Raw genomic sequence first — 20749 nt, forward strand, 5'->3', positions numbered from 1 at the left:
GGAGGGAGTCCTGAACAGGCGCGGCAACCCGCCGGCCAGCCCGCAGCCTGCTACTTGACGATGACGATGCTGGTGTTGGCGGGCCCGAAGGTCTCGACAAGCTGGTAGAAATCGGCGGCATTGTCCGGGTGCAGCCGCACGCAGCCATGCGAGGCCGGCTGGCCGAGGCGCTTGATGGCATAGGTGGCGTGCACCGCGTAGCCGCCGCTGAAGAACACCGAGTGCGGCATCGGCGCATTGTCGTACTTCTTCGAATACCACATCTCATGCATGCGCGTCGGCTTGAACGAGCCGGTCGGCGTCACATGTGCCCTGTCGCCGGTGGAAACCTTCCAGGCGAAGGTCGGCCGGCCATCGACCGAGACCTCCATGATCTGCTGCGAAAGCGAGACCCGCGCCACGATCTTGTTGGCGGCATGGGCTGCGTTGGCGCCGAACAGAAGCGCAGTGCCCGTGAGCGCGGCGGCGGTGATGTTGATGAGCTTGGCGGCAATGGTGGTGTGCATGATGTCCCCTCTCTCTCTGCCGGTCAGGCCGGCTCCAATTCGATGAGCGGCTTATCGTCGTGGCATGTTTCGGGGAGATTTCGCGAAATGCTCGTTTGTGTTTCGAATCTGTTTCCTCTGGTTAACAGGTCAAGGCACCACGGCGACGATGATCGCACCCGCAAACGTCGGCGAGATGCGGCACATAGGTATCGCCTGCAAAACGAAAGTTCGAATTGCTTCTTTTTGAAAGAGCAAGGGGCAATCTCGAAACCAATCTGCAACAAAGCGCGGCTTCGGGCGGCATGATCCGGATACGGGCCGCCCGCAAGGTTGACGTAACGAAAGCAGACGGCAACGACCATGGGAACGAAAACGAACACGCGGTCCTGGCTCTTCAGGATCAGCATCGCGGCAGCAGTCACTGGCGGTGTCGGCACGGTTGCCGGCGGCCCCGTGGCAAGGCTGGCGGCGATGAGTACGAGCGAGATCTCTACCCTGCACGTCGCCCTGTTTTCCGCCTCGGTCTGGATTGTTTCCAGCCTGCGCATCACCCGGCTCAAGGCCCTCTGGCGGGTTGGCCTTCGGTTGCTGGCATTGCGCGGCCCCTCCGGCAACTTGCTGCCGAGAGGACCGAAGGCCCGCGCCGCTGCGGGGGGCTCCGTGAGCGGCGCGGGCACTTCGGGAGTTTCCTGAAGCGACCCGCGACATACTCATTTTTGAAGAACTGGCATTTCTGGGGAGTTGGAACGATGAAGACGAAATTCGCCGCCTCTGTGCTTTCCGCACTGCTCTATGCGCAGGGCCTGCTTGGCTTTGCCGCCCTGGCCACCGTGCTCCTCAAGGAGCGTGCCCACGCAAACGAACTCGTCGTGAGCAGCGACATGCCATCGGGTCCGTCGCTGCTGGTGGTGCGCTGAGCCGCGGGAGCATCGGCAGGAGGAAAATCCGATGCTCAGCCAGAAAGACAGCCCGGGCAGCCTGCCGTCAGTCGGTGAATTGCTGCGGCGGATCAAACCGGTAGCCCGCGCCACGTATGGTGGTGATGGTCTCTGTGTCGAGCTTGCGGCGCAGCCGCACGATGCGCGAATCGATCGAGCGATCGAAGGCGTCGGCATTCTCGGCCGGTGCCGCGGCGATGATGTCGTCACGCGTCAGCACCTTGCGGGGGCTCGCCAGGAACAACCTGAGCAACGCCACCTGACCGGGCGAAAGCTGCTCCTCCGTACCGGACCGGTGCATGACGATGGCCGATCTCAGATCGACGGTCGCGTTCTCCAGCACGATCAGTTCCTGCGTGCCCCTGCCACGGCGCGACAGCAGGCCACCGACACGGGCGGCGAGTTCCCTGACATTGAGCGGGCTTTCGACGACGTCGGCCGCACCCAGTTCGAGCGCCAGCACCTTGTCGACGAGATCGGCCGGCCGGCAGATCAGGATGAAATCAGGCCCATTCCGGCCGCCCTCGCCCTGGCCGCCATAGCGCCGGAGCAGATCCCGCCCTTCCGCCTGGCTGAGACTGTCACCGACGACAACGACATCGATGCCCCCGCCCGCCAGCAGCGATTCCCCCTCCCAGGGCTGTCGCGCCTGGCGCACGTCATGGCCACGCCGCTCGAGATGGTCGGCAAGTTCGGTCGCGACCACTTCGGCGACGGAAACAAGCGCAATGACGGCTCGTGCAGCCATGTTTTCCAACCGTTCCCTTGCAACCGGATATGAGTGCTGGACATGATGTTTATACCCAATCTACTTTCCACTGAAAGTGGGAGCGAGAGCATCGTGCGGGCAAGAATAGTGATCGTCGAGGACGAGCCCGACCTGAGGGACGCGGTTGCCGAATATCTCGGCGCCGCTGGCTATGATGTGGCGACCGCTGAAACCGCCTCCGCCGCGCGCAGCCTGATCGAGACCCAGGCCTTCCATCTGGCCATTCTCGACATCGCCATGCCCGGCGAGGACGGGCTGTCGCTGGGCCGCTGGCTGCGCTCGAGAATGCCGATCGGCATCATCTACGCGACCGCCGCCGGCACGGCGCTCGACCGCATCGTCGGGCTGGAGCTCGGCGCCGACGACTATATCGTCAAGCCATACGAACTGCGCGAGGTGCTGGCGAGGGTGCGCAGCGTGCTGCGCCGCGTGCCGCAGCCGACGGAGCTGCTTGACAGGAAAGCCAGGACAGACCGCCGTTCCGTCTCCTTCGGCCCGTTCCAGGCCGATCTCGACGGCAGGCTGGTCACCGGCGCCAACGGCACCGTGATCGACATGGCCAAGAGCGAATTCGACGTGCTGGAGGTTTTCCTGACCCGCGCCAACCGGCTGCTGACCCGCGCCGCGATCTCGGAGGCGATCGGCTTCACCGAGGATCCGGAATCATCGCGCGCCGTCGACATCCGCATCATGCGCCTGCGCAAGAAGATCGAGGCGGATCCGGCCAACCCGAAATTCCTGCGCACGGTGCGCGGCGAAGGCTATATCTTCTCGCTGCCGACCGGCGACAGCAACTGAGCGCCAGGACCACAGGGTCTCAGGTTCAGGCCGTTGCTCGCCGATCGAATGGGGCCGATCGGATGGGCATACTTTGGAATAGCGGCTGAAAATGACGGGCGAAGCAACTAGCAGGGATATGCAGGGTTTCAGGCAGGGTGCCGCGATGGCGGCCGTGCGCGTCGTTCGCCGGCTGCGAGAGGCCGGCGACTGGCAGCGCGAGATGGACGGCATACTGGAAACCCTGTGCCGGGCCATCGAATGCCAGCGCGGCATCCTGTTTCGCCTGCGCGAACTGCCGGGCCAGGGTTTTGCCCAGTCGGTTGCCGCCTACTGGATCGACCCCGACTTTGGCGGCGAACTGGCCTCGCCGACCGTCATCATGCAGTCGATCGTCAATTCGGACCCGCTGCTGGAGCGCGTCGCCGAGGACGAACGGCAGGGCAAGATCTTTGCCGGGCATACGCGCAATCTCGAAGGGTTCCTGAGAACCGATTTCGAAAAGCAGAACATCAAGTCGTTCCTGTCGGTGTCGGTCTTCGCCCATGGCCACCTGTGGGGCACCCTCGCCGTCAATGATTGCGTCGACGAGCGCGAGTGGACCGACGAGGAAGAGGCGACGCTGCACATCATCGCGCTCGCCATCGGCGACGCCATCGAACACTCGCCCTCCGATGCCCATGCCAGCGAAGTGATCCGCCGCACCATGCTGCAGGCTTCGCTCGACGCCATCATCGTCATCGACGAGGCCGGCTCGATCATCGAATTCAATCCTGCCGCCGAAAAGATGTTCGGCTTCCAGCGCAGCGACATCCTCGGCAAGGACCTGCTCGACACCGTCGTGCCGGAATACTATCGCAAGGGTTACTCCTCTGGCGCCGACTACATGTCGGGCCGCGGCGCGCCGATGGTCGGCCAGCGCCTCGAGACCGTGACGCAGAATGCCGCCGGCGAAGTGTTTCCGATCGAGCTGACGGCGACCGAGATGCGGGTCGCCGACCGCCGCCTGATCTTCGGCTCGATCCGCGACCTGCGCGACAGGCTGCGCGCCGAGGAAGAGATCAACCGGCAGCGCGAGAAGCTGCACCAGAACGAGAAGATGGCGGCGATGGGCTCGCTGCTTGCCGGCGTTTCGCACGAGCTCAACAACCCGCTGGCGGTGGTGGTCGCGCAATCGACGCTGTTGCACGAATTCGCCTCCGACCCGCAGACCAAGGTCCGCGCCGAGAAGGTGCGCGCCGCGGCCGAGCGGTGCGGCCGCATCGTCAAGAGCTTCCTGTCGATGGTCCGGCTTCATCCAGCGGCCCAGGCCGAGACCGATCTCAACCAGGTGATCCGCGCCGCCCTCGAGGTGACCGCCTATGGCGCACGCTCGAGCGGCATCATCATCGACACCGATTTCGCGCCGGGTCCGCTGCTGGCCATGGCGGACGCCGACCACGTGACGCAGGTGGCGGCCAATTTCCTCATCAACAGCCAGCACGCGCTGGCCGGCATTGCCGGCGATCGGCTGATCAAGGTGCGGACCTTCCGCGGCGAGCGCGGCAATCCCGGCTTCTCGGTCGAGGACAACGGGCCTGGCATTCCCGAGGCGATCCGCAACCGCATCTTCGAATCCTATTTCACCACCAAGCCGGTCGGTGTGGGCACCGGCATTGGCCTGTCGATCTCGAAATCGATCATCGAGCGGCACAATGGCAGTGTCTGGTTCGAGGAAGTACAGCCCCGAGGGGCGCGTTTCGTTGTCCAGTTGCCGGCCATTTCGGCGGGCATCGCTGCTGCCGGCGAGAGCCAGCCACGCTCGAGCGGCCTGCGTCATGCCTTGATCATCGACGACGAGCCTGATGTCGCGGGCTCCTTGTCCGACATTCTCGAATTGATGGGCATCAAGTCGCGTATCGCGCCGGTCTGGGAATCGGGCGCCACCACCTTGAGCGGCCACATGCCGCCCGACATCGTCTTTTCGGACCTGCGCATGCCCGGCACATCAGGCATGGCCATCTACCGCGAGCTGCTTGCCGAGCGGCCCGAACTGGCACGGCGCTTCGTGCTGGTCACCGGCGATCTGATCGGCGCCAAGGCGGAAATCGAAGCCTTGCCGGCGCAGCAGCGGCCGCAGATCCTGGAAAAGCCGTTCAGCACGCTGGACGTGCGCAGTGTGCTTTCAACCATTGCCGAGCAGGCCGCGTTGAAAGGCTAGAGCAGGTCACGGTTTCATGGAAACGCCGAACGGCTCCATCTCTTTGTTTTTACGCGATTCCCAAGGGAAAGCGCTACGCGCTTTTCCGGGGTAAAGCGCTCACACTTTCCTGGAATTGCCAAAAAAAGAAGCTCCCGGCCGGCTGTGCGGCGGGAGCTGAATGGAGCGCTGGAGGAGCGCTCGGGGAGGTCAGAGCAGGATCCCGAGAGGGAACGGTTTCGGGATAACGCTTCGACGGAAATCTAAAAAATGTTTGGCGTGTTGGTCAGCGGCGCGGCATTGGCGATCATGCGGATCGCGCGGGCCTTGTGCGTCCCGGACTGTTCGGCGATGGCGCGCAGGCAATCGACGCTCTCGGCGCCCCATGCCTGCCCCTTGCAGGCGAAGTCGAGCGTCGGCATCGGCAGCCGAGCGGTCTTGATTGTCGTCGGCGCCCCGTCGACCACATTGGCCGGCGGATTTAGCGAGGCGAAGGCCGGCCCGACTGTCGGCGTGAGCGCCATGCCGACGACGGCGCAAGCAGCCAGCCCCATGAACATAGCCATGGGGTGGTCGCTGGCGCGTTGGCGTAGCGCCAGTTTCGGGCGGCGGTCAGCGCGCTCTGGAGCCTGGAGGCGGTGTTCGCTGGTGATGATCTCGACTTTCGCATGCATTGCCTTCCCCTTCGCTGCGTTTCTTTTTGATGATGAAACGAACTTAATCGCACTTTGTAACAGCACTAACGTGGCGTCGCTCTGGCTATGTAACGGAATTGAAACAGCGGTATCGGGCAAAACCGGGCAGAATCGGTCATTCCGGCTTACACGTCGCCGAGGCGAGGTAATCCCAGGCCGGCTCCCGCCAGGCAGTCCAACCCAAGCGCCTGCCGAACAGCAGATTGGCCAGAGCGCGGCGAGTGCTTTTTTCCACCGGCGAGGGGTCTTGTTCGTCAGCTTCCGCGCTTTGTGAAATGAAGTGAGAACGGCATTTCGGAACCGGGGCTAACACCCGGATTCTCCGCGATTTTCTCGGGCAGCAGCCGCATCGAAGCCAGCTAGGAACGACGCTCTGACTCTGCCCTGAAATCCCTTAAGTTTTCACAAACCATTGCATTTCAATGGAAAATATGATTTTGTTGAATGATTATTCAACAAAAAGAAGAGACGTTTTATGAACCCGCACCTCCGTGACGTGGCGATCCCCAACGATTGGGACCGGCGGGGACTGCCGGGCTGGAGTTACCATTCCGATGCCCTTCTCGAGCTCGAGAAGGAACACGTTTTCCGCAACCATTGGCAGATCGTCGGTCATGTCAGCGATGTCCCTAAAGCCGGCGATTATCTGACCATGGATGTGGTCGGCGAACGCGCTCTGGTCGTGCGCGGCAAGGACGGCGTCGTGCGCGGCTTCAACAATATGTGCCGCCACCGCGGCAGCCGTGTCGTCGCCGACAGCCAGGGCAATTGCAAGAACGCGCTGGTGTGCCCGTTCCATGGCTGGGTCTACAATCTCGACGGCACGCTGCGCGGCGCCGCGCGCCCGCGCTCCTTCCCCGATCTAGACAAGACCGAGTTCGGCCTGATGCAGCTCGACCTCGAAGTCTGGATGGGTTTCATCTTCATCCGCTTCCGCAATGGCGGGCCGCAGCCTTCGGTCGCCGAGCTGATGAAGCCGATCGAGCCGGAATTCGCGCACTACAAGGCCGCCGACATGGTGCCGTCCTGGGGCATCTGGACCCAGAAGACTCCGGTCAACTGGAAGTCGGTACGCGATGTCGACAATGAGGGTTATCACGTCGCCATGGCGCACCCTGCCCTGCAGGATCTTTATGGCGCGACCTATTTCGATGAGCCCTTCATCAATGGCGTGTCCCGTTCCTTCGCCACCTACAACCCGCATGCCGGCCGCCGCTGGAGCGTCAAGAACTACATCAAGATCGCGCCAGAGCCGACGCACCTGCCGGACTATCTGAAGAAGGCCTGGGTCTATTACGGCATCTTCCCCAATGCGGTCATTTCGGTGATGCCGGAATCCGTGCAGTTCTATCAGGAGTTTCCGCTATCGACGGGCGAGACCCTGCTGCGCGGCGCCATCTACCGCTACCGCGACGAAAGCCGCGAGCAGGCCGCCGCCCGCTACCTCTCCTTCCGCATCGATCGCGACACCATGTCGGAAGATGTCCAGCTGTCGGTGTGGTCGAACGAATCCATGCTGTCCGAAGCCTTCGAGGGTTTTTATCTCTCCGATCTCGAATATGGCGTGCGCACCCACCACGACCATCTGCGCAAGATGCTGCCGGTGCTGGGCCTTGAGACGGCGCCGGAGGAGAAAGACATGTGGAATTTGAACGACGCGCTGAGGTCGCGGTCGTAGCTGCGCCCACGTTGGCAGTTGGCCAAACCCAATGACAGCGCCCCTCTCCCCGTGAAACGGGGAGAGGGAAGACCGTCACCCCCGCCACACGCCTTCTTTCCTGAGATCATCCATCGTCCGCGAAATGCCTTCGCGCAAAATAGCGACCATGTCGTCGATCTGCTCGCGCGTGATGATCAGCGGCGGCGACATCACGCACATGTTGATCAGCGGCCGCACCAGCAGGCCGAGCTCATGGCAGTGGGCGTCGATGCGTTTGCCGACATCCTTGTCGAGCTGCAGCGGATCCTTGCTTTCGCGGTCGGCGACGCATTCGACGCAACCCATCAGCCCGACGCCGCGCACCTCGCCGACCAGCGGCAGCTCTTCCAGCGTCTTAAGCTGCGCCTGGAAATAGGGCGCGACCTCTTGCGTGTGCGCAAGCACGCTCTCTTCCAGCAGGTCCAGGTTTTTCAGCGCTACGGCGCAGCCGACGGGATGGCTGGTGTAGGTCAAGCCATGGCCGAACATCGCGTCTGGATGGTTCGAACGGCGCAACTCTTGCAGCAGCCGCTCCGAGATGATGACGCCGCCGAGCGGGAAATACCCCGAGGTGACGCCCTTGGCGAAGGTGATCATGTCGGGATCGATGCCGAACACGTCACCCGAGGCGAAGACATGGCCAAGCCGGCCGAAGCCCGTCACCACCTCGTCGGAGACATAGAGGATATCGTTGTCGCGGCAGATCTCGCGGATGCGCTTGAGATAGCCGTCCGGCGGTATCACGACGCCTCCCGATGCCTGCACCGGCTCGCCGACGAAAGCACCGATTCTGTCGGCGCCGACACGGGCGACCGTGTCGCGGAACTGATCGACGAGGAAGTCGGTGAAGGCGGCAAGGCTCATGCCTTGCGAACGGCGGAACGGATCGGGCGAGGACAGCTTGATCACCAGCTCGTCGGCGCCGTCCATCCAGTCGCGGTCGCGCGGGCGGCCGTTGAGCGAGGCCGACAGATAGGTCGAGCCGTGATAGGCGCCGCCGCGCGACAGGATCAGCTTCTTTTCCGGCCGGCCACGCACATTGTTGTAGAACTGCATGAAGCGCAGAGCCGTCTCCACGGCCGAGGACCCGCCCGTCGTGTAGAAGACATGGCTGAGGTCGCCTGGCGCATAGCCCGCGATGCGCATGGCAAGTTCGGCCGACGGCGCGTTCATCGTGTACCAGGGCGTGTTGTAGGACAGCGCCATCGCCTGGTCGTACATCACCCTGGCCAGTTCCTCGCGGCGGTGGCCGACATTGACGCACCACATGCCGGCAGGCCCGTCGATCAGCCGCTTGCCGGTGTTGTCGGTGATGTAGATGCCATCGCCTTCGCCGATCAGTGCGCGGGCTTCGGCACCGACGGAGCCGGCATAAGGCCAGGGCTGGATGAGATGGCGCTTGCCCAGTTCAATGGCACCGTCGCCGCCGGACGCCGCCATTTCGGTCGCCTTCAGGTCCCTCACCGCAGCCATTGTCGTCTCCACATCTCTGTCGATTTTTCCCCAGACTTCAAATTCGGCGGCAAAGGCCGGAAATGACGGCTTTCTTCACTTAATTTTGAATGTCCGTTCAATCAATATCTCAGAAATAGCGCTTGATTTCAATCCACGGATGCGCGCATGATGAAAGAAAGCCGGCAAGCTAGGAACGCGACCAGCAAAAGCGGTCACCGGTTTTGTTTTCGATCGCGTTCCAAGGATAAGTGGGAACAACAGCCGGCGTCAGCACAATGGGATGCCGCATGGCGGGACAGTCCAGGCCAGCAACCGAGATCACGCCCGGAGCCTTGCTCCCCAGAGTCTGGCCCCCCGGAGCTTGGCAATGACGGCGGCCGTGGAAGGGTCGCCCCCGTTGCGCATGACGCGCGCCAGACGAAATGCCCTTCTGCAATCCGAACCCGTCCAGGGCTTTGCCCTGATCAGCCCGACCTTTCTCTACGCCCTCCTCCTGCTGGTCCTGCCGATCCTGGTGGTCATCGCCCACTCCTTCTGGACGCAGCACTACCTGACCATCGACCGCACCTTCACGCTGGAAAACTACCGCGTGGCGCTGACCGAGCCGATCTACCGCGATCTGTTATGGCGCTCGCTCTACATCTCGCTGACGGTCAGCCTGTTGACCGTCATCCTCGCCTACCCGATCGCCTATTTCATTTCCTTCCATGGCGGCCGTCACAAGAGCCTGTGGCTGTTCCTCATCACCATCCCGTTTTGGACCAGCTACCTCCTGCGCGTCATGTCGTGGAAAGTCATCCTTGGTTATAATGGCGTGCTCAATTCCGGCCTGATGGGCCTCGGCATCATCGACGAGCCGTCGACTGCTTTGCTCTACAATTCGAGCGCCGTCATCATCACCCTCACCCACGCCTGGGCGGCCTTCGCCATCCTGCCGATCTTCGTTTCGCTGGAAAAGGTCGACCGGACGCTGGTCGAGGCCGCCACCGATCTCGGCGATGGTCCCTTGCACTCATTCCTGCGCGTGACCTTGCCTCTGTCGGCGCCGGGCGTCATCTCGGCGGCGCTGATCGTCATGATCCCGACCGTGGGCGATTACGTCACGCCGAAGCTCGTCGGCGGCAAGGACGGTGTCATGATTGCCAACGCCATCCAGGCGCAGTTCGGCAAGGCGGCCAACTGGCCGCTGGGTGCCGCGCTTTCCGTCACCACCATGCTGATCGTCACCCTGATGGCCGGCGCCACGGTGCTGATCATCCGCGCACTGCAGAGACTGGCACGATGAGGGCGCGGCGCTTCCTGTCGGGCGGCTGGCTGTCCGTCTATGCCTTCCTCTATGTCGTCTTCCTCTATCTGCCCGTCATTTTCCTGCCGATCTTCTCGATCAACACGGCGCCGACGCCGAAATTCCCGCTCACCGGCTTCACCTTGCAATGGTATGCGGACCTGCCGCACACGCCGGCCTTGCTCGACGCCGCCTGGAACAGCCTGAAGGTCGGCGTCTCGGCTTCGGTTCTGGCCACCGTGCTCGGCATCCTCGCCGCCCGTTCGATCACCCGTTATCGCTATCCCGGCCGCCGCACGATCAACGGCCTGATCATGGCACCGCTGGTGCTGCCCGAGGTGATCGTCGCCATCTCGATGCTGCTGGTGATGCTGCAACTGGGCTTGAGCCTCTCGCTGTTCACCGTCGTGCTCGGCCACGTGCTGGTCTGCATTCCCTATTCGATGACGGTGCTGACCTCCGGCTTCGAGGGCTTCGACCGCAGCCTTGAGGAAGCTTCCGCCGATCTCGGCGAAAGCGCCTTCGGCACCTTCCGCCGCGTAACGCTGCCGATGGTGGCGCCGGCCATCATCTCCAGCCTGCTCGTCTGCTTCACCATCTCGCTCGACGAGTTCATCATCGCCTTCTTCCTGACCGGCACTGAAGCGACGCTGCCGATCTACATCTGGGGCCAGTTGCGCTTCGCCTCGAAACTGCCGGGCGTGCTGGCGCTGGGCACGCTGCTTCTGGTTGCCTCCTTCCTGTTGATGACAATCGCCGAAATCCTGCGCCGCCGCGCGGCCAGACGCACCCAGAACGAGGGAGGCCTCTATGCCTGAACAGCCGCCGATCGAGCGCCCCCAATCCGATCGGACCCAATCTGACCGGGCCCAGTCTGATCGGGCAATGATCGAGATCCGCAACGTCACCCGCAGTTATGGATCGTTCAAGGCGCTGGACGATGCGTCTCTGACCATCAGGGAAGGCGAATTCTTCTCGCTGCTTGGCCCTTCCGGCTGCGGCAAGACCACGCTTTTGCGCATGATCGCCGGCTTCGACAATCCGACCAGCGGTTCGATCGCGGTCGGCGGCCAGCCGATGGAAGGCATCCCGGCCAACCGCCGGCCGACCAACATGGTGTTCCAGAGCTATGCGATCTTCCCGCATCTCAATGTCGAGCAGAACGTCGCCTATGGGCTGAAGCGGCTGAAGCTGCAGGGTGGCGAGGAGAAGCGTCGCGTTGAAGAGGCGCTGGCGCAGGTCTCGCTGACTGGCCTCGGCAAGCGCCTGGCCACCGAGCTTTCCGGCGGCCAGCGCCAGCGCGTGGCGCTCGCTCGCGCGCTGGTGATGCGGCCCAAGGTGCTGCTCCTCGACGAGCCGCTGTCGGCGCTCGACAAGAAATTGCGCGAGCAGATGCAGGTCGAATTGCGCCGCCTGCAGCAGGCCGTCGGCATCACCTTCGTGCTGGTCACCCACGACCAGTATGAGGCGCTCGCAATGTCCGATCGCATCGCGGTGATGTTCGGCGGCAGGATCGCGCAGGTCGCCTCGCCCAAGGAAATCTACCAGCGCCCGGTCAACCGGCAGGTCGCCGACTTCCTCGGCGGCATGAACTTCGTCAAGGCCGAGATCGTCGAGGAGAACGGCGCCTCGCTGATCGTCGACACGCTGGGATTTGGCCGTGTGAAAACCGACAAGCCGAAGGCCTTCGTGCGCAATGGCGGCGCCGCAACGCTCGGCATACGGCCCGAGCGCCTGCGCGTGCTGTGGGACAATGCGACGGCGAAATTTGAGGTCGCCGGCAAGGTGGTCGAACGCCACTATTTCGGCGAGATCACTCATCTGATCGTCGAGATACCGGGGCTGGAAAAGCCGCTGTCGGTGACCGAGACCAACGATTTCGGCGCCGACGACATTCCCGTCGGCACCCCGATCCGCCTCGCCTACGATCCCGAGGCGTTGGTGGCGATGGGGGATTGAAGCTGCGCCACGATCTTGCGCGCCGCGATGCGCCCGGCAACGATCGCGCCTTCGACATAGCCGGGGAATGACGGCGACAGTTCCGAAGCGGCGAAATGCACTGGCAGCGCACCCGCCAGAATCGTCCGCTCGGCATCCCTGGCCGTCACGTCGACGATAAGGTCGCTGTAGGCGCCGCCGCTCCAGCGGTCCTCTATCCAGTCGCGCGAGCTGAAGTCGACGGCATCGCCGGCATCCGGACCGAGGGCCCCCTGCAATCGGGTGACCACCTCCGCCCGCAGCCTTGCCACATCGAACGCACGCCAGCACAACGCCAGCGGCCCGCCGACGAAGACGACGAGGGCGGCATGCTGCGCGTCCCTGCTGGCGTCGCAGGCAAACAGCCCCGGCAGGTCGCGCCACATCACCATGCCGCTCAAACCCTGCTCGCGCCAGAACGGCTTGGCATAGCGCACCAGGATCTTGATCACCGCGCCGCTTTCCCAGACGCCAAGCGCCTTCGCGAGTGTCGCCGGCAAGGCCGGCGCGAAAGCGAGCTTCGCGGCCGTCGCCGGCGGCAGCGCGACCAGCAGCTGGCGCGCTTCGATCACGCCATTGCCCGTGACGACACGAACGCCTTGCGGCCCGTGCTCGATGCACGTGACCGCTTCGCCGAGCCGCACCCGGTCGCCAAGATCGCCAGAAAGGTCCTCGGCCAGCGACTGCATGGTCTCGCGCAGGGAGTACTGCAGTTCCGGCACCTCGTTGGTGATGCGCCGGTCATTGTCGATCAGGTGCCAGAGCGGCACTCTGTCCATCGGCAGGCACCACAAGCCTTCGATCATCGATCGGAAAGCCGTCTTGGCATCGATCGGATCATGCTGCTGTTCCAGCCAGGCCGCGACGCTCATGCCGGCAATCGACGGGTCGTCCGGCTCGATGCCGTTCATGCGCTCGCGGATCGCCATCGCGCCGTAATAGGTCTGCTTGGCGTCCTTGGGTGGCATCGATGGATGCGTGATGAAATTACCCTCGACATAGGTTTCGACGAAGGTCTTGCCGCGCGCCTTCGCCAGCGCCATCACTTCCGGCATGTCCTCGCACAGGAACTGGCCGCCGCTGTCGATGCGCTCGCCAAGTCCATTCCGAACGGCTTCCACGCGTCCGCCGACACGATCGCGCGCTTCAAGCAGCACGAACTCGATGCCTGCCTGCCTCAGCTCAAGCGCCGCCGACAGGCCGGTGAAGCCGGCGCCGACGATGACGACGTCGGTTCTTTCGGTTTTGTCGTTCAATAGCCGGCCTTGATCTTCTCGAACTCGTCGACCATGCGTTTCTTCAGCTCGGGCGCGACCGGCTGCTGGAACAGCGTCTTGTCGAGGAACTTATCGATGTCGTCGAAACCGCGCTCGGCCAGCACCTTGTGGTCGATCGCGGCCATGCCGGCGCTGTTGCCATGGCCGTAGCCGAACGTCGTGACCATGTATTTCGAAATATCGGGCGCGTTGACCGCGTTCAGGAAATCATAGGCCTGGTCGAGCTTGCCCGGCGCGTCCTTCATCAGCACGTAGCCGCACACCCAGGTGGACATGCCTTCCCTGGTATCGCGGTTCATGGCGACGGGAACGCCTTGCCCGTTCATCGCGATCAGTGTCTGGCCCCAGCCCCAGGCAAGGTCGACCTCATTACCGGAAAACGCCTGGTCGATGTCGCTCGAGTCGGTCCAGTAGAGACGCACGTTCTTGTGCACCTGACGCAGGAAATCCGATGCCTCCTTGAACTGCGCGTCGGTCATCTTGGTCCAGTCCTTCAGGCCGATGACCAGGCTCGCCAGCGCGTAGGCGTCGTCGACATTGTCGCCGATGGTGACGCGGCCCTTGAATTTCGGATCGGCCAGGATCCGCAGCGACTTCGCCTCTTCCGCCGTCACATTGTCGGTGCGGTAGAGCAGCGCCGTGTTGCCCCAGTCGAACGGCATGAACCATGCCTTGCCGTCGGCCGTGGTGGCGAGGTTCTTCATCGCCATGATGCCGGGATTGAGGTCTTTCCAGCCCGTGATCTTTGTTGTGTCGAGCGGCTGCAGCAGGCCCGCGTCGCGCCATTTTGCCACGCTTTGCGAGCAGGGATGCGCGATATCGGCCTTGAAACCCGCCCGCATCTTCTCGAAGGCTTCGTCCTCGTCGCCGAAGAAGGCGAAGGTCGGCTCGGCGCCATTTTTGGCGGTGTAGGCGGGATGCAACAGCGGGTCCTCGTAACCGGACCAGTCGAACACCACCAGATCGCCGACGCCTTCCGCCCAGGCATAGACCGCGCCGGCGCCGATCGTGCAGGCGGCGGCGAGCGCCAGGCGGCGTAGCATTGGCGTCATGGCGAAACTCCCCCATAGCGAAAAAGCTTCTGCGAAGTTAGGAGAAATCATCCGCTTTGGCGAGGCCCGTCCGCCCGCCATGCCGGCAGCGGACGGGCAGTCGGGAGGAGATCAGTACCCAGCTTTGATCTTCTCGAATTCGGCGATCATCTTCAGCTTGAGGTCGGACGGCAGCGGCGACTGGAACAGCGTCTTGTCGACGAATTTCTGCACGTCGTCATAGCCCTTTTCTTTCAGGATCGCCTGGTCGACGCCGGCCATGCCCTTGGCGTTGGCCTGGCCATAGCCCCAGTCCTTGACCAGCACCTTGGCGGTCTCCGGATCGTTGATGGCGTTCAGGTAGTCATAGGCCTTGTCGACGTTGCCGGGCGCATCCTTGAACAGCACATAGCCGCAGACCCAGGTCGAGATGCCTTCATTGGTATCCTTTACGGATTTGATCGGCACGCCCGCCTTGACGGACTGAACCGTCGCATCGTTCCAGGCCCAGGCGAGGTCGACCTCACCGCCGCTCAACAGCTGGACGATATCGGTGGTATCGGTCCAGTAGGAGCGGACGTTCTTGTGCACCTGGCGCAGGAAGTCGGAAGCCTGCTTGAACTGGTCGTCCGTCATCTTGGTCCAGTCCCTCAGGCCGATGGCGAGGCTCGCCAGCGCATAGGCGTCATCGACATTGTCGCCGATCGACACCCGGCCCTTGAACTTCGGATCGGCGAAAGCCTTCAGCGACTGCACGTCCTTGGCATCGATCTTGGAGGAGTTGTAGGTGAGCTGCGTATTGCCCCAGTCCCACGGCATGAACCACGCCTTGCCGTCTTCGGTGGTGGCGAGGTTCTTCATCGCCATGATGCCGGGATTGAGGTCTTTCCAGCCCGTGATCTTCGACGTGTCGAGCGGCTGCAGCAGGCCTGCCTCGCGCCACTTCGTCACGCTCTGCGAGCAGGGATGGCCGAGATCGGCCTTGAAGCCGGAGCGCACCTTCTCGAACGCCTCGTCCTCGTCGCCGAAGAAGGCGAAGGTCGGTGAATCGCCGTTCTTCTCGACATATTTCGGATGGAAGCTCGGGTCCTCATAGCCGGACCAGTCGAACACGATCAGATCCTTGTCGGCGGCGACGGCGAACGCTGCCGCCGAAGCCGCAAGCGCGCCACCCAGCGCCAATGTCAATGTCAGGCGTCGGCTAAGGTTCTTCATGCTGTTCCGTCCTCTTTTGGTCTTGCCGGTCTTGGCGGCCGGCTGTTGCTAACCGTAATGCTTCGGGAAGGCAGCGGCCAAAAAGGCGTTGGCGGCCTGCAAGGCTGTTTCGCGCGTTGTGTCCTCGGTGCCCATCATCAGCCGCAGCCACAGTCCCTCCAGCATGGCCGACAGCGACAGCGCCATCACCTGCGGCTCATAGGCATAGGAGCCGCTCTGCTTGAGTGTCGCGCAGAGATCGATGAAGACCTGCTGGTAATAAGCATCGCGCGAACTGCTCAGCGCCTGATAGGTCGGCCGCGACTTGGCCTCGCCCCAGAAGGCCAGCCAGGCGGCCAGCTTGCGCTTGTTGCAGATCGAGCGGTCGAAGTCGGCCCACACCAGTTGCTGCAGCTGCCGCGCCGGATCGTCGCCTGCCTTCTGCAGGGCGGCGCGCCAATGCGCCGAATACTCGTCATACATGTGCTGCAGCGTCGCGATCAGCAGCTTTTCCTTGCTCTCGAAATGGAAGTTGACGATGCCGCGCGACAGGCCCGCGCCGTCGGCGACATCGGCCATCGTCGTCTCGGCGTAGCCGCGCTTGGCCAGCGAATCGATCGTCGCCTCGATCAGCTGCAACTGACGGACCTCCTTCGAAGCCTTGCGTCCACGCTTCTCGGTCTCGGCTTTCCCCGCCGGTTCAAGGAGGGCATCCTTGGCGTCTGCCGTTTTCATGGGTGTGATCGCCTCCAGCATCGCCGGCTATCCAATCGCATCCGGCTTCCAACCGCGCAGATGAGTGGGACGGTGCTCGCCACTGTCAAGCACCTTCTGCATGGCCTCCCAGGTTCGGATGTTCTTGTCGACATAGGCGGCGCCGACCACGGCAGCAACCGGCGCATAGAGCGGTCCTTTCAGCCTTTCCAGCTCGCCTCGCGCCACCTCGCGGTACCAGGGATTACGGTCCCTGACGGTGACATCGGCAAAGCCGGCGCGCCGCATCGCTTGCGCATAGCGCGCCGGCGAGGCCATGGCGAAGGACAGCCCCTCGGCGGCGACATAGGCCTTCATCTCGGGCGAAGGTTCGCCGTCATGCCCGATCATCCAGTTGGAGGCGGCAAAGACGCCGCCCGGCTTCAGCACACGGAAGATTTCGGCGAACAGGCCGTCCTTGTCCGGCACATGCAGCAGCGCATCCTTGGAAAAAACCGCATCGAAGGAGCGATCGGCGAAAGGCAGTGGTCCGGGTGGCGCCTGGACGAAGTCAGCGCGGTCCGAAAGTCCTCGCTCGGCGGCTCGCCGTCTGGCCGCCTCTATCACCGGCTGTTCGACATCGAAACCGGTGGCGTGGGCAGCGCCATGGCGCTCGACCAGATGCAGTGTGATGCCGCCGGAGCCACAGCCGATGTCGAGGATCGTCTTGCCCTTGAGCGAAAGCCCTTCGACAACGCGGTCGACCTCTTCAGGTCCGCCCGGCGACAGGTAGCCATCGCCCCACAGCGCCTCGAGGAAGCGGATGGCGGTGTCGTCATACTCGGCATCTGCCGTTTCGATCATCAGCCCTCGATCCCCAACCGATGAATGCCCGTTTCGAACGCCGGCAAAGCGTAGCGCATACGAGGGAAAACGCAACATCATTTGTTGAACATTCATTCAGAATGGCTGGACAGAACGGCCGATGCCGTGCCAAATTCCGCGTATTCGGGAACAGATCACGCAAAAATGAACAGCGGGTCGCACAGGGCAATTCCAGGAGAAGCGCGCAGCGTTTTCCCTTGGAAACTGCTTGGAAACGAAGAGGCCGGGCCACAATGAAAGCTTGGGATGCCATCATCATCGGCGGCGGACACAACGGCCTGGTCAATGCCTGCTACCTGCAGCGCGCCGGGCTCGACGTGCTGGTGGTGGAGAAGAACGACTGGGTCGGCGGTGCGGCCACCAGCCGTGAGCTGACGCCGGGCTTTCTCTATTCCAATTGCTCCTATGTCTGCTCGCTGTTTCGCCCCGAGATCATGCGCGACCTCGAACTGCCGCGCTTCGGCCTGCAGGTCATTTCCTATGAGGGCGGCGCGGTGTTCACCCGCGACGGCGACTATCTGGCCAACTACCGCGACCACGATGCGCACCGGCGCGAATTCGCGCGCTTCTCCAAACGCGACGCCGAAGCCTATGACCGCTACGCCCGCGACGTGACACGGCAGTGCCGCTTCATCCAGCCGCTCTTGATGCGCACCGCGCCCGACCCGACCAGCCTCAAGCCGCGCGACCTTGGCGAGCTGCTCTATCTCGGCAAGAAATTCGCCGGCCTGTCGGCGGAAGAGATGGCGCTGACGCTGCGCTTCTGGACGATGTCGATCTCGGACTTCCTCGATGAGTATTTCGAGACCGATGTCATCAAGGCGAACTTCGCGCTGTCGGGGATCATCGGCACCGCGCTCGGACCGATGTCGCCTGGCACGGCCTACGTGCTCTTGCATCACTATATGGGCGAGGTCGACGGCTCGGTCGGCGCCTGGGGCTATGCGCGTGGCGGCATGGGCGCGGTCACCAAAGCGCTGGCCGCATCGTTCAAGGCCTCGGGCGGTACCATCCGCACCGGCGCCGAGGTCGACCATGTGCTGGTGAGCCGAGGCAAGGCCAAGGGCGTGGTGCTGGCCGGCGGCGAGGAGATCCGCGGCAAGCTCGTCGTCTCCAATGCCGACGTGAAGCGCACCTTCCTGAAGCTCGTCGAGGAGAAGGAACTGCCCGACATTTTCCTGCGCCGGGTCAAGAACTTCAAAATGCGTGGCTCGTCCGGCAAGGTCAACATCGCCCTCGATTCGCTGCCGGAATTCCCGGCGCTGCCGAAGGATTCACCGGTCTATCGCGGCGACATGCATTTCACCGATTCGGTGGAGCGCATGGAGCGCGCCTATGACGACTGGAAGGCCGGGCGCTGGTCGGCGGACCCTTTCCTCGACATGGTCATCCCGACGACGCTCGACCCGACCATGGCGCCGCCGGGCAAGCACTTCATGAGCTGCTTCGTGCAATACGCGCCGCCCAAGGTGAGCGGCCGCGAGTGGACCGACGCCGACCGTGACGGCTTCGCCGAAAGCGTGATTGCACAGATCGCTGAGTACTCACCCGGCTTCCGCGACCGCATCGTCCATATGGAGGTGCGCACGCCGCGCGAAATCGAGGCGGAGGTCGGCCTGACCGAAGGCAATATTTTCCAGGGTGAACTGACCTTCGACCAGCTTCTGTTCAACCGGCCGGTGCCGGGCTACGCGCAATACCGCTCGCCGGTCGGCGGGCTCTATATGTGCGGCTCCTCGACCCACCCGGGTGGCGGTGTCATGGGCGCGCCCGGCCGCAACGCGGCAGCGGAAATCCTGCGCGATCTCGCCAAATCCACCTCGCATATGAGCCCGGCCCATGACGTCATTTGATGCAATCGTCATCGGCGCCGGCCACAACGGCCTTGTCGCCGCCGCCACGCTGGCCAAAGCCGGCCGCAAGGTGCTGGTGCTGGAGGCCGGCAGCGAAGTCGGCGGCGCGGCGCGCACCGAGGAATTCGCGCCAGGCTTTCGCGCCTCGTCGATCGCCCATCTCCTGAATCGCCTGCATCCCGATGTGGTGAAGACCCTGGAGTTGGAGAAGCATGGGCTGCAATTTGCCCGCGCGGACTTCATGCCTTCGGTGGCGCTGTCGAAAGATGGCCCGGCGCTGATGCTGCATGGCGCCTATGGCGAGGTGCTGACCAGCGCCAGCTCCTCCGAGCAATCCGCCTGGAAGGACCTGCGCGCGCAGTTGCTGCGCTATGCCGGTATCCTGAAGCCTTTCCTCTCGCGCCGGCCGCCCGATCTCGCCGGCATGTCGTTGATGGAGACCGCGGGGCTCGGCCAGACCGCGCTCGCGCTGAAGAAACTCGGTAAGGAAGACATGCGCGACTTCCTGCGCGTGCTGTTGATGAACGTTGCCGATCTGCTCGACGAGCAACTTGAAGATATCAGGCTGAAGGGCCTGCTCGCCTTCGACGCGACGCTGGGCAGCCATCTCGGCCCGCGCTCGCCGACCTCGTTGCTCGGGCTCTACTATCGCCTGGCCGGCGAGACCGGCGGAGCGGCCGGTGCGCAGGTCCTGCCGCAAGGCGGCATGGGCGCCGTCGTCGCCGCCATTCGCGCCGCGGCGGAAAAGGCCGGCGTCACCATCCGCACATCGGTTACCGCAGCAAAAATCATCGTCGAGCAAGGCCGTGCCGTCGGCGTAGCGCTCGACACCGGCGAGGAACTGCGCGCCAGGACTGTTGTCTCGGCCATCAATCCGGCGATCACCCTTCTCCACCTTGTCGGGCCGCGCGAGATCGACACCGGCTTCGTGCGCAAGGTCAGGAACATCCGCATGAAAGGCGACGCCGCCAAGCTTCATCTGGCGCTCGACCGGCCGCCGCAATTCACCGGCGCCGATGCCGCCGCGCACAAGGGGCGGCTGGTCATCGCGCCCTCGCCCGACCATGTCGAGCGCGCCTTCAACCCGTGCAAGTATGGCGAATTCTCGCCCGAACCGGTGATGGAAATCACCCTGCCCAGCCTCGCCGATCCATCACTCGCACCGGATGGCGCCTGTGTGCTTTCGGCGGTCGTGCAATACGCGCCCTATGCGTTGAAGGAAGGCTGGGTTGCCGGCAAGCCAAAATTCCTCGAGGCGATCATGGCGCGGCTCGAGGCTTACGCGCCCGGCATCGGCAAGAGCATTGTTCACGCCGAGCTTCTGACGCCGGCCGATATCGAGGCGCGCTACCGCATGCCCGGCGGCCACTGGCACCACGGCGAATTACAGGCCGACCAGATGCTGATCTCACGGCCCGTCTCCGGATGGTCCGGCTACGACACGCCGCTCGAAGGGCTGTTCCTGGCCGGCGCCGGCTCGCATCCCGGTGGCGGCGTCTCCGGCGCTCCCGGCCTCAACGCGGCGCGGCGCATCATTGCGATGAGGGGGTAAGC

At 63.6% G+C, this 20749-nt stretch carries 19 protein-coding genes; 9 read left to right on the plus strand and 10 right to left on the minus strand.

Annotated elements, in window-relative coordinates; all coding sequences use genetic code 11:
* Nucleotides 1–50: 50 nt before the first annotated feature.
* The gene (locus tag QQK95_RS09785; protein WP_284271519.1) at nucleotides 51–506 is read right to left on the minus strand and encodes a L,D-transpeptidase; all 456 of its coding nucleotides are present in this window, start codon (nucleotides 504–506) and stop codon (nucleotides 51–53) included.
* Between the two features lie 23 nt (nucleotides 507–529).
* Nucleotides 530–1036 carry a hypothetical protein gene (locus QQK95_RS09790; RefSeq protein WP_284271520.1) on the minus strand — a complete coding sequence of 169 codons (507 nt, stop codon included), beginning with the start codon at nucleotides 1034–1036 and terminating at the stop codon, nucleotides 530–532.
* A 201-nt stretch (nucleotides 1037–1237) separates the two neighbouring features.
* Between QQK95_RS09790 and QQK95_RS09795 the strand changes: the two genes are divergently transcribed.
* Nucleotides 1238–1405: a hypothetical protein gene (locus QQK95_RS09795; RefSeq protein WP_010911851.1), complete on the plus strand. Its 168-nt coding sequence runs from the start codon at nucleotides 1238–1240 to the stop codon at nucleotides 1403–1405.
* 67 nt (nucleotides 1406–1472) lie between these two features.
* On the opposite strand, the gene QQK95_RS09800 is transcribed toward QQK95_RS09795, so the two are convergent.
* Nucleotides 1473–2174: a response regulator transcription factor gene (locus QQK95_RS09800; RefSeq protein ID WP_284271524.1), complete on the minus strand. Its 702-nt coding sequence runs from the start codon at nucleotides 2172–2174 to the stop codon at nucleotides 1473–1475.
* Between the two features lie 45 nt (nucleotides 2175–2219).
* On the opposite strand from QQK95_RS09800, the gene QQK95_RS09805 reads away from it, so the two are divergent.
* Complete coding sequence (locus tag QQK95_RS09805) at nucleotides 2220–2993, plus strand: response regulator (protein ID WP_284271823.1); 774 nt, start codon at nucleotides 2220–2222, stop codon at nucleotides 2991–2993.
* A gap of 145 nt (nucleotides 2994–3138) precedes the next feature.
* Nucleotides 3139–5172: a PAS domain S-box protein gene (locus tag QQK95_RS09810; protein WP_409371671.1), complete on the plus strand. Its 2034-nt coding sequence runs from the start codon at nucleotides 3139–3141 to the stop codon at nucleotides 5170–5172.
* 242 nt (nucleotides 5173–5414) lie between these two features.
* Here QQK95_RS09810 and QQK95_RS09815 read toward each other — a convergent pair whose 3' ends face one another.
* The gene (locus QQK95_RS09815; RefSeq protein ID WP_284271527.1) at nucleotides 5415–5825 is read right to left on the minus strand and encodes a hypothetical protein; all 411 of its coding nucleotides are present in this window, start codon (nucleotides 5823–5825) and stop codon (nucleotides 5415–5417) included.
* A gap of 496 nt (nucleotides 5826–6321) precedes the next feature.
* Between QQK95_RS09815 and QQK95_RS09820 the strand changes: the two genes are divergently transcribed.
* Nucleotides 6322–7524 carry an aromatic ring-hydroxylating oxygenase subunit alpha gene (locus QQK95_RS09820; protein ID WP_284271529.1) on the plus strand — a complete coding sequence of 401 codons (1203 nt, stop codon included), beginning with the start codon at nucleotides 6322–6324 and terminating at the stop codon, nucleotides 7522–7524.
* Nucleotides 7525–7599: 75 nt separating this feature from the next.
* Here QQK95_RS09820 and QQK95_RS09825 read toward each other — a convergent pair whose 3' ends face one another.
* A complete protein-coding gene (locus tag QQK95_RS09825; protein ID WP_284271531.1) occupies nucleotides 7600–9018 on the minus strand; it encodes an aminotransferase in 1419 nt (472 codons plus the stop codon).
* A 349-nt stretch (nucleotides 9019–9367) separates the two neighbouring features.
* On the opposite strand from QQK95_RS09825, the gene QQK95_RS09830 reads away from it, so the two are divergent.
* The 3 genes from QQK95_RS09830 (at nucleotide 9368) to QQK95_RS09840 (ending at nucleotide 12244) form a co-directional block, all read left to right on the plus strand.
* Complete coding sequence (locus QQK95_RS09830; RefSeq protein WP_284271534.1) at nucleotides 9368–10285, plus strand: ABC transporter permease; 918 nt, start codon at nucleotides 9368–9370, stop codon at nucleotides 10283–10285.
* Nucleotides 10282–11103: an ABC transporter permease gene (locus QQK95_RS09835; RefSeq protein ID WP_284271536.1), complete on the plus strand. Its 822-nt coding sequence runs from the start codon at nucleotides 10282–10284 to the stop codon at nucleotides 11101–11103. Before QQK95_RS09830 ends, QQK95_RS09835 begins: the two co-directional genes overlap by 4 nt.
* 67 nt (nucleotides 11104–11170) lie before the next feature.
* Entirely contained in the window at nucleotides 11171–12244 is a 1074-nt protein-coding gene (locus tag QQK95_RS09840; RefSeq protein WP_019861565.1) for an ABC transporter ATP-binding protein, read from the plus strand.
* Here the strand turns inward: QQK95_RS09840 and QQK95_RS09845 are convergent.
* From QQK95_RS09845 to QQK95_RS09865, 5 genes are all read right to left on the minus strand, one after another.
* Complete coding sequence (locus tag QQK95_RS09845; protein ID WP_284271543.1) at nucleotides 12208–13518, minus strand: flavin monoamine oxidase family protein; 1311 nt, start codon at nucleotides 13516–13518, stop codon at nucleotides 12208–12210. The two genes, QQK95_RS09840 and QQK95_RS09845, sit on opposite strands and share 37 nt — an antisense overlap.
* On the minus strand, nucleotides 13515–14591 hold the full coding sequence (locus tag QQK95_RS09850) for an extracellular solute-binding protein (protein ID WP_284271545.1): 1077 nt from the start codon (nucleotides 14589–14591) through the stop codon (nucleotides 13515–13517). Before QQK95_RS09850 ends, QQK95_RS09845 begins: the two co-directional genes overlap by 4 nt.
* A gap of 111 nt (nucleotides 14592–14702) precedes the next feature.
* Nucleotides 14703–15785: an ABC transporter substrate-binding protein gene (locus QQK95_RS09855; RefSeq protein WP_284271546.1), complete on the minus strand. Its 1083-nt coding sequence runs from the start codon at nucleotides 15783–15785 to the stop codon at nucleotides 14703–14705.
* 48 nt (nucleotides 15786–15833) lie between these two features.
* Nucleotides 15834–16520, minus strand: coding sequence for a transcriptional regulator BetI (gene betI / locus QQK95_RS09860; RefSeq protein WP_409371672.1), 687 nt, complete (start codon nucleotides 16518–16520; stop codon nucleotides 15834–15836).
* A 6-nt stretch (nucleotides 16521–16526) separates the two neighbouring features.
* Complete coding sequence (locus QQK95_RS09865) at nucleotides 16527–17321, minus strand: methyltransferase domain-containing protein (protein WP_284271550.1); 795 nt, start codon at nucleotides 17319–17321, stop codon at nucleotides 16527–16529.
* 254 nt (nucleotides 17322–17575) lie between these two features.
* On the opposite strand from QQK95_RS09865, the gene QQK95_RS09870 reads away from it, so the two are divergent.
* Together QQK95_RS09870 and QQK95_RS09875 are read left to right on the plus strand one after the other, a co-directional pair.
* Complete coding sequence (locus tag QQK95_RS09870) at nucleotides 17576–19195, plus strand: phytoene desaturase family protein (RefSeq protein WP_284271552.1); 1620 nt, start codon at nucleotides 17576–17578, stop codon at nucleotides 19193–19195.
* Nucleotides 19182–20747 (plus strand): phytoene desaturase family protein, encoded by a 1566-nt coding sequence (locus QQK95_RS09875; RefSeq protein WP_284271555.1) that lies wholly within the window; start codon nucleotides 19182–19184, stop codon nucleotides 20745–20747. The genes QQK95_RS09870 and QQK95_RS09875 overlap by 14 nt, the downstream gene beginning before the upstream one ends.
* Nucleotides 20748–20749: the final 2 nt, after the last annotated feature.

The sequence above is a fragment of the Mesorhizobium huakuii genome (assembly GCF_030160235.1).
Taxonomy (GTDB): Bacteria; Pseudomonadota; Alphaproteobacteria; order Rhizobiales; family Rhizobiaceae; genus Mesorhizobium; species Mesorhizobium huakuii.